This is a genomic window from Flavobacterium sp., from assembly GCF_043778725.1.
Taxonomy (GTDB): Bacteria; Bacteroidota; Bacteroidia; order Flavobacteriales; family Flavobacteriaceae; genus Flavobacterium.
This window is the reverse complement of record NZ_JAYWFT010000087.1, coordinates 1-12,705: the sequence shown is the minus strand read 5'-3', so window position 1 is coordinate 12,705 and position 12,705 is coordinate 1. Positions and strand designations below refer to the sequence as shown.

At 31.6% G+C, this 12,705-nt stretch carries 11 protein-coding genes; 4 read left to right on the top strand and 7 right to left on the bottom strand.

Annotated elements, in window-relative coordinates; genetic code table 11:
* On the bottom strand, positions 1–1,222 hold a 1,222-nt coding region (locus tag ACH2CG_RS07830; protein WP_395063894.1), incomplete at its 3' end, for a T9SS type A sorting domain-containing protein.
* Positions 1,223–1,621: 399 nt separating this feature from the next.
* Here ACH2CG_RS07830 and uvrA point away from each other — a divergent pair.
* Complete coding sequence (gene uvrA, locus ACH2CG_RS07825) at positions 1,622–4,417, top strand: excinuclease ABC subunit UvrA (protein ID WP_395063892.1); 2,796 nt, start codon at positions 1,622–1,624, stop codon at positions 4,415–4,417.
* A gap of 278 nt (positions 4,418–4,695) precedes the next feature.
* Here the strand turns inward: uvrA and ACH2CG_RS07820 are convergent, their stop codons facing one another.
* The 5 genes from ACH2CG_RS07820 to ACH2CG_RS07800 all read right to left on the bottom strand — a co-directional run bounded on the left by ACH2CG_RS07820 (position 4,696) and on the right by ACH2CG_RS07800 (position 9,736).
* Entirely contained in the window at positions 4,696–5,082 is a 387-nt protein-coding gene (locus ACH2CG_RS07820; protein WP_395063890.1) for a hypothetical protein, read from the bottom strand.
* A gap of 201 nt (positions 5,083–5,283) precedes the next feature.
* Complete coding sequence (locus tag ACH2CG_RS07815; RefSeq protein WP_395063888.1) at positions 5,284–6,435, bottom strand: Gfo/Idh/MocA family protein; 1,152 nt, start codon at positions 6,433–6,435, stop codon at positions 5,284–5,286.
* Positions 6,436–6,700: 265 nt separating this feature from the next.
* Complete coding sequence (locus tag ACH2CG_RS07810; RefSeq protein ID WP_395063886.1) at positions 6,701–7,501, bottom strand: hypothetical protein; 801 nt, start codon at positions 7,499–7,501, stop codon at positions 6,701–6,703.
* A 203-nt stretch (positions 7,502–7,704) separates the two neighbouring features.
* Positions 7,705–8,274, bottom strand: a complete 570-nt coding sequence (locus ACH2CG_RS07805; protein ID WP_395063884.1) for a hypothetical protein — start codon at positions 8,272–8,274, stop codon at positions 7,705–7,707.
* Positions 8,275–8,542: 268 nt separating this feature from the next.
* Positions 8,543–9,736 carry a M28 family peptidase gene (locus ACH2CG_RS07800; RefSeq protein WP_395063882.1) on the bottom strand — a complete coding sequence of 398 codons (1,194 nt, stop codon included), beginning with the start codon at positions 9,734–9,736 and terminating at the stop codon, positions 8,543–8,545.
* 252 nt (positions 9,737–9,988) lie between these two features.
* On the opposite strand from ACH2CG_RS07800, the gene ACH2CG_RS07795 reads away from it, so the two are divergent.
* The 3 genes from ACH2CG_RS07795 to ACH2CG_RS07785 all read left to right on the top strand — a co-directional run bounded on the left by ACH2CG_RS07795 (position 9,989) and on the right by ACH2CG_RS07785 (position 12,191).
* Complete coding sequence (locus ACH2CG_RS07795) at positions 9,989–10,624, top strand: hypothetical protein (RefSeq protein ID WP_395063880.1); 636 nt, start codon at positions 9,989–9,991, stop codon at positions 10,622–10,624.
* A gap of 135 nt (positions 10,625–10,759) precedes the next feature.
* Complete coding sequence (locus ACH2CG_RS07790; protein ID WP_395063878.1) at positions 10,760–11,527, top strand: NYN domain-containing protein; 768 nt, start codon at positions 10,760–10,762, stop codon at positions 11,525–11,527.
* Positions 11,528–11,675: 148 nt separating this feature from the next.
* Complete coding sequence (locus ACH2CG_RS07785; protein ID WP_395063876.1) at positions 11,676–12,191, top strand: hypothetical protein; 516 nt, start codon at positions 11,676–11,678, stop codon at positions 12,189–12,191.
* A 50-nt stretch (positions 12,192–12,241) separates the two neighbouring features.
* Here the strand turns inward: ACH2CG_RS07785 and ACH2CG_RS07780 are convergent.
* A partial coding sequence (locus ACH2CG_RS07780) for a GNAT family N-acetyltransferase (RefSeq protein ID WP_395063874.1) occupies positions 12,242–12,705 on the bottom strand: 464 nt, incomplete at its 5' end.

Here is a 12,705-nt window from a genome sequence, read left to right as displayed (position 1 = left end):
TAAATCTTTTGGCTGATGTAACACCTTGAGAAGTAGTTTTTACAACATAAACTCCTGTTTGCAAATTAGAAACATCAATTGTTGATACATTGTTGTTTGGATTTATTTTTATTACTTCTTGTCCAACTAGATTAAATACTGAAACAACATCTAAAGTAGTTGAAGCTTCTATAGTTAAGTTACTAGATGTAGGATTAGGATACATGCTAACTTTTACGTTATCAAATTGAGTTGTAGAAAGTGGACTGCTTGAAAAGTAAACATTATCAAAATATACTGTTCCTGGCGTAGCAGCCAATACATCAAACTTGTATTGAAACCATGTAACAGGATTAAATCCTAAAGCTGTAAAATAAGTCATTGGTATGTTAACACTAGTCCATGCATTTAACACAACAGCTTGATTTTCTGGAAGTCTATAAACTTTTTCACCAGTATTAGAAATTAAATAAAGACCAAACGTAGTTGCGTCACTTGTCCAATAATCAAAATGAACATATTGCATTGTTGTAACATCAGTTTGATTGTAACCGGCTCCAAAACCTGCAACTGCCAAATTAATTTTTAAAGCATTATTTACAGCACCTGTAGCATCTAAATCTACATCGGTAGCTGCACCAAAAGAATATTGGTAAGTATTAGGATAAGTTTCACCATACATACTTACTACAACAGAAGGATTTAAAGTAGGAACTGGCGCTGGTCCAGGAGGAGTTGGAAGTGGTGCTGGAGGCGCAATATTAGTTCCTCCTGCAATATCGTCTATTAAATAAGTATCAACTGATGAATTGTTGAAATCTGTAAAAATCACCATTTTTGGAAAATTTCCTAAACCTGTTCCAAAATTAATTGTAATATTTTGCCATGCTGTACCAGTTGTTGTAAATGGAAGTTCAGTATTCGCTGGTCCACCAACGCCATTTTCAAACTTTAGCAAGTGACTTCCGCTTCCTGTACCATTCACTGGCTTAATTCTAAAAGTAATTGTATTGTTTGCATCATCTGCAAGGTTAACATTAGAAGCCAATACTATTTGAGCATTGTCATAAAGTTGTCCACCACCAATTATTTGTTGCACAGCATTTCCAGCATCGGTGGTTAATGATGTTGTACAATTGTCACCTAACATCAATTGATTTGAGTTACTAAAGGTAAATGGCAACGTTTGAGAAAATCCAAATGAAACACTCATAAGGAACATAAATAAAGTAATTTTTTTCATAATTAAATAAGATTTTGTTTTTATCAAATTTATAACACTCTATTGCTTTTGATTTTTTGTTTAACTATATAAAAACTATACACAACAAACATTTACTAAAACGTTTGAAATATGGTGGTTTGAAGGATTCATACATAAAAAATTAAATATTGAAATTCTAGAAATAATAATAATGTTGTGGTAATGTTAAGTTAAAAAAGCCGTTTTTTGACTAGACTCAAAAAAAACAAAACAAAAAAAAGCAAAAAATTAATAGAAAAATTTAATATTTCATAAAAATAAGCCTTTTTTATTTTAATAATCACAACTCACAATTTAATCAAATTGGTCAATCATTACGCTCAATTTTTTTTTACTCCTTTCTTAATTGATTACCTTTACCAACATTTTAAAATTGCTATGATTCCAAAAGATATTACTACGCTCGAACCAAAGAAAAACATCTTGATAAAAGGTGCTGCCATTCACAACCTTAAAAACTTGGATGTTGCTATTCCTAGAAATAAATTAGTTGTAATTACAGGACTTTCTGGCTCCGGAAAATCATCATTGGCTTTCGATACTTTGTATGCCGAAGGTCAACGTCGATATGTGGAAAGTTTATCGTCGTATGCGCGTCAATTTCTTGGTCGATTGGACAAACCCAAAGTAGAATACATCAAAGGAATCGCTCCAGCAATTGCGATTGAGCAAAAAGTAAATACCACCAACGCACGCTCTACAGTTGGAACTTCTACAGAAATTTATGATTACTTAAAATTGCTTTTTGCCAGAATCGGGAAAACCATTTCGCCAATTTCGGGCAACGAAGTAAAAAAAGATACCGTTAGCGATGTCATCAATAAAGTAAAAACCTTCGATTTAGATAGCCGATGGTTGCTCCTTGCTCCTATTCATCTTGAAAAAGACCGAAAACTTGAAGACAAGCTAAAAGCACTTTTACAACAAGGTTTTGCAAGAGTTTTAGTGGATAACGAAATGATTCGTTTGGACGAATTAGAGCAATCCAAAACAAAACTTACGCTAAAAAATACCTTATTAATAATTGATAGAATTGTTGTAAAAGAAGAAGAAGAATTCTTTAACCGATTGTCAGATGCTATTCAAACGGCTTTCTTTGAAGGAAAAGGCGACTGCTTTTTGCAAGAAGTTGGTACCAACAAACGATTGGAATTCAGTTCCAATTTTGAGTTGGACGGAATGACTTTTCTAGAACCAAACGTTCATTTGTTTAGTTTTAACAATCCATATGGCGCATGTCCAACGTGCGAAGGCTACGGAAACATAATTGGTATTGATGAAGAATTGGTGATTCCCAACACAGCACTTTCAGTATTTGAAAATGCCATTTATCCTTGGCGTGGTGAAAGTATGGGTTGGTATCGTGACGAATTGGTAAACAAAGCCTACAAATTTGATTTTCCTATCCACAAACCTTATTTCGAACTTACCGATGCTCAAAAAGATTTGGTTTGGAAAGGAAACCAATACTTTCAGGGATTGAACGATTTCTTTAAAGAATTAGAAGAAAAAAATTATAAAATACAAAACCGCGTTATGTTGTCGCGTTACCGTGGCAAAACCAAATGTAATGTTTGCAAAGGAAAACGCCTTCGTCCAGAAGCTAATTATATTCAAGTTGGCACAAAAACAATATCCGACTTGGTTGATATTTCCATCAAACGATTGATTCCGTTTTTTGCAACATTAGAATTGTCAGATTATGACAAAACAGTTGCCAAAAGATTATTAATAGAAATCAACAGCCGATTGGCTTTTTTAAGCAACGTAGGTTTAGATTATTTAACGCTAAGTAGAAATTCGGCTACACTTTCTGGTGGCGAATCGCAACGTATAAATCTAGCAACTTCGCTAGGCAGTAGTTTGGTTGGTTCCATGTATATTCTGGACGAACCAAGCATTGGTTTGCATCCTAAAGATACCGAATTGTTGATTGAAGTACTTAAAAACCTTCGCGATTTGGGCAACACCGTTATTGTAGTTGAACACGACGAAGACATTATGAAACAAGCCGATATGATTATTGATATTGGTCCAGAAGCTGGAACTCATGGTGGCGAATTGGTAGCACAAGGTACCTTTGACGAAATTCTAAAATCCGATTCGTTAACAGCCAAATACCTCAATGGCGCATTAGAAATTAAAACACCTCGCATTAGAAGAAAATGGAGCACTTACATTGACATTCTTGGTGCTAGAGAAAACAATTTACAAAACCTGGACGTTCGTTTTCCATTAGAATGTCTAACCGTTATTACTGGCGTTTCTGGAAGCGGAAAAAGTACCTTGGTAAAGAAAATACTATTTCCTGCCATTCAAAAAAGATTAGAAGGCGTTGGTGAAAAAGCAGGTCAGTTTACAGACATGCAAGGTCATTACCACAAAATTCAGCACATTGAGTATGTAGATCAAAACCCAATTGGACGAAGTTCGCGTTCCAATCCGGTAACATATATAAAAGCCTACGACGATATTCGCGATTTATATTCTAAAACTAAATTATCAAAAATACGCGGTTATCAACCCAAACATTTCTCGTTTAATGTTGATGGCGGACGTTGCGAAACCTGCAAAGGCGATGGTTCAATAAATGTAGAAATGGTTTTTATGGCCGATGTAGAATTGCCTTGCGAAACCTGTGGCGGAAAACGATTCAAGAAAGAAATTTTAGAAGTAAACTTTGAAGGTAAAAACATTGACGACATTTTAACTATGACCATCGACGATGCCATTTTGTTTTTTAACGAACACAAACAAACCAAGATTACCCAAAAACTACAACCATTGCAAGACGTAGGTTTGGGTTATGTGCAACTTGGTCAATCCTCTTCAACACTTTCTGGTGGCGAAGCACAACGTATTAAACTTGCGTCGTTCTTGGTAAAAGGAAATACCAAAGAAAAAGCACTGTTTGTCTTTGACGAACCCACAACAGGCTTGCACTTTCACGACATCAAGAAACTCTTGGCTTCGTTTGACGCCTTGATAGATAAAGGACACTCGATATTGGTGGTAGAACACAACCTCGACTTGATAAAATGTGCCGATTGGATTATAGATTTAGGACCAGAAGGAGGCGAAAACGGCGGTCAACTTCTAGCCACAGGAACACCAGAAGATGTAGCTAAAAACAAAAAATCGGTTACCGGAAAATATTTAAAAGATAAGTTGTAGTTTTTTTTAAAGGAGCGAATGGCTTGGGCTTTTTTGGTTACCTTATTCCTGCTGCCTTTCCTTCTCGTCCCAAAAGACGAGATTCCCTTGCATCAGGGCTAGATTGTTTTTGTCTTTTGTGAAAATTTAGGTTTTTAAAGTGACGATTGGTTTTATTCTTAATTTAAAATTGGCAGTAATTAATTGCTAGAAACAACAAGTCTTAGCTAAACGAGGTTTCTTTTTATGATTTTTTAGAATTTATTTTAAAAGTGATGGTTATTTAATAAATACGGCTCTTAGTGGCTGACCTTATTTTGTTGGAATTCCATAGCAATTTTTTGATATTGGTCGTATTCTTTTCTTGAGAATTTTTCTGAGGTTTTACTTCCATTTGGATGCAATTGATCTAGCATAAATTCCATTACTGTCATTTTCATAACAACACATCCGCCGTAAGAAAGGTGAATTTGAGCAGTATCTTTTATATGTTCCTCAAATATTTTTCTTAACCCAGAAAATTTTCTTTCAACTAATCCATTAAATGCATAGCACCTTATATCTGGTCTTTTATGATGCGTTAACTTTTTAAGTTCTTCTTCTGTGGTCAGTTTTATAAATTTATGATACGATTTATAATTTTGAGCTTTAGGATAATCATCTGAAATAAATACTATGTAAGGCATAGATTTATACGAAATCGATAACGAATCAACTAAGTTTAAGACAGTATTCCTTATCTTAACCTCTTCGTTCTTTTAAAACACGCACATAATAAAAAACAAAATAAGAGTATTGAAAATATATATCTCATATATAAATTGAATATTCTTGGCTTGCCACTAACGATTTGATGTTGGCTCATGTTATTTAAGTATCTTAATTTTCTATTTTAGAAAAAATTTTTTTCCAGTTTTGGCAGCTTTATATATTGCGTTAATAATTCTAACATCTTTTAATCCCTCTTCTCCTGTGATATGATTTGGTAATTTTTTATTTTCTAACAACAATTTACATATTTCATCCATTTGTGTTTTCTGTTGGTTTATTACTGGAAATTTTAATTCTTTCTCCGATGTTTTGCCTACAAAAGGTCCATAACTCAAAGCTGGACTTAATTCAAACGAACCTTCGTCGGCAGCTGCATATAACCTATCTATATCGAAACCGCAAGACGTAGTGCAATTGGAAATCGCACCACTTGGAAATTCCATTTGCCAAGAAATTGTCTCTTCAGTTTGTGAAAACCTATCTTTATTATTTACAGTACCAAATTGGGCAGTAACAGCAATAGGTTCTTCTCCTAAAACATAGCGACTAGCTTGAATGCAATAAATACCCAAATCCATCAATGGTCCACCTCCAGACAATTTTTTATTCAGTCTCCAATCGTTTTTTTTATCAACAATAGTTGTTTTGTCTAGCGTATCATACGTTTTGTATCCAAGTGAGGCTTCTATGAACCGCACTTGTCCAAAAACTTTTTCTTGCCCTAATCGTTTAATTTCTAAATGTGTGGGTTCATAATGCAAACGATAACCAACCGCCAATTGAACATTGTTTTCCTTACAAACTTTTATCATTTCTTGGCAATCAGCAACAGAAATCGACATTGGCTTTTCTGTGATTACGTTTTTACCTGCTTTTGCTGCTCGAATTACGAACTCTTTGTGCAAACCATTAGGTAAAACAACATAAACTAAATCGATGTCTTTGTTATTAATTATTTCGTCAAAATTTTGATAATTATAACTGTTTTTATCCGGAATATTGTACTGGGCTTTCCACTTTAGGGCTTTTTCAGGAGAACCTGTAACAATTCCTGCTAGATTACAATATTCAGAAATTTCTATTCCAGAGGCCAACATGGCGGCGTAATTACCTAAACCACAAAGCGCTATATTTAATTTCTTTCCAGTATAGGTTTTTTCCCATTTTTCTGGTTGCGTTATAAATGAAGGAAGCGTTGTAATGACAACTGACGCACCAACGCCTAAACCCAATTTATTTACGAATGAACGTCTAGAAATGTTTTTCATGAATATTACTTTTTAAATGGATACTTTTATATGAGTATGCTTTTTAAAAAAATGTTACATTTCTGTTTTTCAGCCTTTTTTGTGTTAACTATCCGCCAACTCGTTTCTACTCTCAATAATCTGTTTGTTGATAGTCGTTCATTCATTGCTAAACAAAAATATAAAACTTTATATCTAGAAACAACATATTTCCGCTAAAGAAGGATTATTTCTAATGATATTTGTTTAAAATCTAAGGATGTTGTGTGTTGGTTTTTTATTCAGATTATTTTAATTTTTCTAAAGTTTCTAATAACCAATCTTCATTTACTTTTTTAAATACTTTATTTCTTTTAATTTGTTCTTCAAGTAAGGTTATAAATTCTTTATCATTAAACTCTTCTATTGCTTCCAAAATCAATGAGCCAAATTCATCAATTTTTAGAAGTTCATTTTTTAAAACCTCTTTAATGTTTTTGTCTTTACGTTTAGCTAATCCAAAAATTGCTTCAAATCGAGTGTTTTCATCGATGTCATTTATTCTTTCCCATAAAGTTTCCCGAATTATTTTATTATCGCTTTCAATTTGAGTTCCAATTCCAAAGGTAGCCCAATCTCTGACGTCTGAATCTTTATCTTTAGTTAATTGAATTAAAGTATTTATAGGTTTAATTTTATCAATTGTAAGAATTGCAGATACTAAGCCGTGTCTTACATTTACACTTTTATGATTTTTAAAAGAGCAAACTATATCAATTTCTTTCTCGGTTAATTTATCATTGTTGTGACCAATTCCATACAATATTGAGCTAATTACATTTTTGTCATTTTCAGTTTTAAGTAAACTGAAATAAATTTTTAAAATTTCTTTCTGATGCAATCTTGGATATCCAAATTGAGCTAAAACATTTATTCCTATAATTTTTTTCTCAGATATTTCCGATTTAGTTAACTCAATACTTTTTTCAAAAATATCTTTTGATTTTCGTTTTCTTAATTCACTAATATATTTCCAATAGTTTTTATTTGACTTATTATTTAAAATCCTGTCAAATAGTTTTTCGTTAGAATAATTAATTAAACTCATTTGGATTTTGTTGTAAAATTTCACTCGGCTAAAATGGTGTGTAACTAGTTTATAATAAAAACAAACCAAAAAATCTTTTTCAGGTTGCCCAGTAACACATTCATTGCTAAACCAAATATAAAACTTTATATATAGATACAATATTTCTCAGCTAAAATAACCATAACTTTTAGTTACCTGCTGTTGTGCCTTTAACTTTTTGATTATGGTAAAAGAAAAAGTCTCCAACCACTCCAATAATCATCATAGTTTTCTTTAAAGCTTTTCAATTCATGAGATTTTGGAAGATTTTTATTTTTAGTAAAATTGTTATAATCACTTTCAGTTTTAAATTCTTGTAATTTTTCAGAATCTATATCATAAATAAAATATGAATTCTTATAATCATAAAAATCACTACTTAAGTTTCCGCACAAGATATCCTTTTCAACTTTAAATTGAGTTAAATAGATGTCATTCTTTTCGTTGCTTTTTACATCATTTAATTTTCCATAAACTGTCCAATTTATATTACTAATTTCCTTTGTTAAACTAATAGGAATTCTTGCACTATCTCCTAAACCATGATTACCATATGGAGTAAACATATAAAACAAAAGAAAAATGGAAATATATAACCAAAGTGTTTTTTTAGATATCAATAATTTTTCATACCATTCAGGTTTCTTACTTTTCGGTATATTTTTGTAAATAAAATACAGGATTGTTGAATAAACAAATCCTAAAATTGTAATTTTTATAAGTTCAAATATAAAATGCCCTGAATATTCCATTTATTCTTTTTTTTTATTTTCATTATGCTCTCACAAGCTGATGCGTATCACATCTAAAACAGCAACAATCCAATTTCAATCAAAGCTAAATTATCACTTCCATTCCCAAATATAAAACTTTATATCTAGAAGCACAACTACAAATAAAACCAAAGATTTTAGAAGAACACTACGGTTTTCAGTAAATCGCAAAAAAAAATAAAAAAGCAACAAAAAAAGCCAAACCTAAGTCCGACTTCTTCAATAATGATAAGCTGTAAGTATAAAGTTACTCTATAACAATTTTCTTAGTAATTTGTTTGTCGCCAGTTTGTAAAACCGCAAGATACATTCCTTTAGCCAAGTCACCAACAGGAATTTGTTGTACCAATTGGGCATTGGTAATGATAGAGTGCATAACCGTTTTTCCTAAAACATCTACTATTGTAAGTGTATAATCGGTTTCGGATAACGATCCTAAATTAACATTCAAAACATCAGTAGCAGGATTTGGAAAGAAACTTACATTAAAATCTTTATTGTCTTGGTTTGATAATGCTGTTGTACTTGCAACTGCAAAATGCAAAGTGGCTCCAATAGTGGCTTTAGCAACATTATAATTATAAATAGGATCCATGTAGATAAGTAAATCGGTTGTGGTGTGCTTGTGGCTAGTTTCATTTTTTTCGAAAAAACCAGTTATTATTTCGTTATTGCTTTGAAACGACATGTAATCTGAGGCATAAGCATACGATAAATAAGTATTCAATGGCGAATATAAAGTTACACAATTAATTAACTCGTTAGTAAATGTATTGGATGAAGCATTATTAGTTGTTGGCGAACTTGTGTCGCGCTCGCAAGTAATTGTGTCGTTGGTTAAACCAGCAACACCACCAACTTCATCAAGATTAAAAACCAATCGTATATCCATTTTGGGAGTAGTCGCATTGACAACTGATGAAACAAAGTTTTGACTGCCTTTTAATCCGTCTTCTTCACCACTAAAATTGATGAATTTTATAGAATATTCTGTCGGAATATTTTGCAATAACCTTGCTGTTTCAAGTATGCAAGCAACTCCACTTCCGTTATCATTGGTTCCTGTTCCTGCTATAGAATCATAATGTCCATCTACAATAACAAAAATATTAGGATAAACTGTTCCAATTTTTGTCACAACTAGATTTTTACAAACTGCTGTAGATCCAGAATAAGTGTATGAATATTCTTGAATTTGACTGGCTGTATACCCATAACTTAGGTATTTGTTTTTTAACCAATCTAAAGTATTTTGCAAAGGCGCTGTTCCTCTTCGTTTTAATCCTAATGCTTCAAATTCTGTTAAATCATTAGTTACATTGGTTTGAGAACATTGGTTTACTACATTGGCGTAGCTTTGAATAAACGTCTGACCAAAAAATGCAGTAGTAAAAAATAGCATTATAAATAAAAAAAGTAGGTTTCTCTTTGCAAAATTCATAAGAAGAATTATTTAAATTTGGGAATAAGCACCAAAAATAACAAATTTCAAAGTACTTTTTACATTTATTGAGGCATTTTTTTAGTAATTATTAGATTGTAATTCAATCTATTAAATTTCATTAACAAATCATTGACAAATTGTTTAACTGGTTTTGGCACGCATCTTGAAATGTATAAAACATCAGAACATAAATCTGATCGAAGAAACTGAAAATCGCAAGAGTAAGTAAACTTTTAAATACTATTGATTATGAAAAAAATTACCCTTTTAGTAGCTAGCATTTTACTGTTAGGAAGTGTAGCGAAGGCATCAGATGTATTAAAAATTACTGATGAAAGAATTGTAACAAGATTTAGCCTAGACGAGCCAATCTCATTTACAGAAAGAGGCATTGAGTTTTTTGTTTTTGCCAATGGCGACTTTGATTTTAATACACGTCCAGAAGATTCTCAAGGTGATTATCACTATAAATTGGCCGGAAGAAGAACTACAGAAGTTCAAAGAAATGTACCTTCTAATTATGGTGTTTTAATAGAACACGATAGTTTTGGTAGAGTGAGAAGAGTTGGAAACACTTTTATAAACTACGACAACCGTGATAGAGTAAATAGAATTGGAACTGTTTACATGAGTTATAACAGATTTGCCTTGGCACAAGTTGGTGGATTGCAAATTGTTTACAACCGTCGTGGCGAAATTGTAGATATGTTTGGTCAAGTTAAAGGAAGAAGAAACGGTTTTGCATATTCTAATGGACATAATCAATATGAAGATGATAATGATTACACAACAAGCCATAGTAATACAAACAATGATTATTACTACTATAAAACCGACGGAACAAAAGCCTTAGTTCAAGAAGGTAAAAAAGAAGACAAGAGATAAAAAAGTGGTTATGTTTTTATTAAATCCTGCTGATTCTGGGAAGATGAAGCAGGATTTTTTTGTATAAAAGTGCGAACAACCAAGTTGATCATGTTGTCAATTTTCACTATATTTGATTTTCAAAAAAAAGAAACCATGACACTTAAGAACGATTTGAAATTTGCCGTACTCATAGATGCAGATAATGTACCTTACGCAAATGTAAAAGAAATGTTTGAAGAAATTGCAAAATATGGAACTCCAACCTTTAAACGAATTTATGCCGATTGGACAAAACCTACCGTGTCTGGATGGAAAAATGTTTTGTTAGAAAATGCCATTACTCCTATTCAACAATACAGTTACTCTACCGGGAAAAATGCAAGCGATAGCGCATTAATAATTGATGCTATGGACATATTATATACAGGAAAAGTAGATGGTTTTTGTATAGTTTCAAGCGATTCTGATTTTACCCGACTTGCTACAAGGCTTCGCGAAGCTGGAATGAAAGTAATTGGTATTGGTGAGAAGAAAACATTAACCCCATTTATAACGGCTTGCGATAAATTTATATACATAGAAATTTTAAAGAAACCCGATCTAGAAACCCACATAGAACCCAACAATAAAAGACCTTCCAAAAATAATAAAACACAACCAAACAATCCAATTAGTAAAATAGATCCAAAAATAATCACACTTTTTGCCGACAGTATTTCTGACCTTGAAGATGAAAACGGATGGGCTTTTTTGGGTGAACTAGGAAACCTTATGCTAAAAAAGAAACCCGATTTTGATTCAAGAAATTATGGTTTTCCCAAATTATTAGCGCTTATAAAAAGCATGAATCGATTTGAAATTGATGAAAGAGATAGCGGAAAAAATAATATTAAACATATTTATGTTAGAAGGAAAAATTAATATTTGTATTGCTCTTCTTTTAAAATAAAATTAAGTCTTTAGCTATGGGTTTTATGTTTGAAGAAAATGCATTTCCAAATTGATTTTTTAGGTATAATTTAAACTTTGTTTTGTACCTTTGATTTTACTCCTTTTAGAGTATAAAATTATGGAAACCGAAAAAAATATTAAAAAAGAAATTGAGCGTTATCTAAAATACAACTACTCTAAAAGAGATGTTTTAACCTACTTAAAAAGAGATGGTTATAGCGACGAAGAAATTAAAGAAAACAGTTCGGTTTTTAATAGCGTAGATCGCAATTACTTAGATAATGTGTTGTATTTTTTGCCTGCGTTGTTATTTTTAATTCTAACAATTCTTGTTTCTTTGGGCAGATTTTATGCCGATGAAAATACAATAAATAAAACTTTATACTTAACTTTATCTGGAATTCTTGTTTACATAACTTTTGGATTTTGTAAAAATAAACCCAAGTATATTATAGCAACCGCAATCTTAATTTTTATTTCAACGCTATACTACAGCTATGTTTTTTTTATTACACAACAAGTAGATGAATTTGGATTTTCCTTGAGTATTCCATCAAAAATTGGAGTAATAATTTTGCATATTTTAATGCTTAGAGGAAGTTACAAAATGTATAAGGATGCTTTGCCAAAATAGAAAAACAAATTACAAAAAAACCCAAGAAGTAAATTTCTTGGGTTTTCTAATTATATCTTTTTTTCCATTACATAATCGTCCATTATATAGCCTTTTCCTATTTCAACTACTACAGAATTTGTAATTTCGAATCCATATTTTAAGTAAAAATCTTTAGCTTTGTTGTACTTATTTACTCCAAGAAACAGTGCCGAATTATCGTTTGCTAAAGCAATTTTACTAATATAATCAATCAAACTTTTTCCTATTCCTTTTCCTTGAATTTGTGGTAAAACGTATAGTTTATGAATTTTAGTTTTGTTAGAATTTTCAACATTCAATTCATAAGAAGCAAATCCGATAAATTGATTTTCCTCTTTTACTAGTAAAAAAATCTTATGGTTTTCTAGTTGTTGTTCTAATGATTCAATGCTATACATCATCTCCATCATATAGTCTAATTGCTCTTGCGAGAGAATTGCACCATAAGTGTCTGGCCATATAGCGTGCGCCAATTGTTGAACAATAACTAGTT

Excerpts from the sequence above, each read along its gene's own strand:
- ACH2CG_RS07795 (WP_395063880.1), top strand. The coding sequence starts at position 9,989 with ATGAAAAAAATTACCCTTTTAGTAGCTAGCATTTTACTGTTAGGAAGT.
- uvrA (WP_395063892.1), top strand. The coding sequence starts at position 1,622 with ATGATTCCAAAAGATATTACTACGCTCGAACCAAAGAAAAACATCTTG.
- ACH2CG_RS07815 (WP_395063888.1), bottom strand. The coding sequence starts at position 6,435 with ATGAAAAACATTTCTAGACGTTCATTCGTAAATAAATTGGGTTTAGGC.
- ACH2CG_RS07820 (WP_395063890.1), bottom strand. The coding sequence starts at position 5,082 with ATGCCTTACATAGTATTTATTTCAGATGATTATCCTAAAGCTCAAAAT.
- ACH2CG_RS07810 (WP_395063886.1), bottom strand. The coding sequence starts at position 7,501 with ATGAGTTTAATTAATTATTCTAACGAAAAACTATTTGACAGGATTTTA.
- ACH2CG_RS07800 (WP_395063882.1), bottom strand. The coding sequence starts at position 9,736 with ATGAATTTTGCAAAGAGAAACCTACTTTTTTTATTTATAATGCTATTT.
- ACH2CG_RS07805 (WP_395063884.1), bottom strand. The coding sequence starts at position 8,274 with ATGGAATATTCAGGGCATTTTATATTTGAACTTATAAAAATTACAATT.
- ACH2CG_RS07790 (WP_395063878.1), top strand. The coding sequence starts at position 10,760 with ATGACACTTAAGAACGATTTGAAATTTGCCGTACTCATAGATGCAGAT.
- ACH2CG_RS07785 (WP_395063876.1), top strand. The coding sequence starts at position 11,676 with ATGGAAACCGAAAAAAATATTAAAAAAGAAATTGAGCGTTATCTAAAA.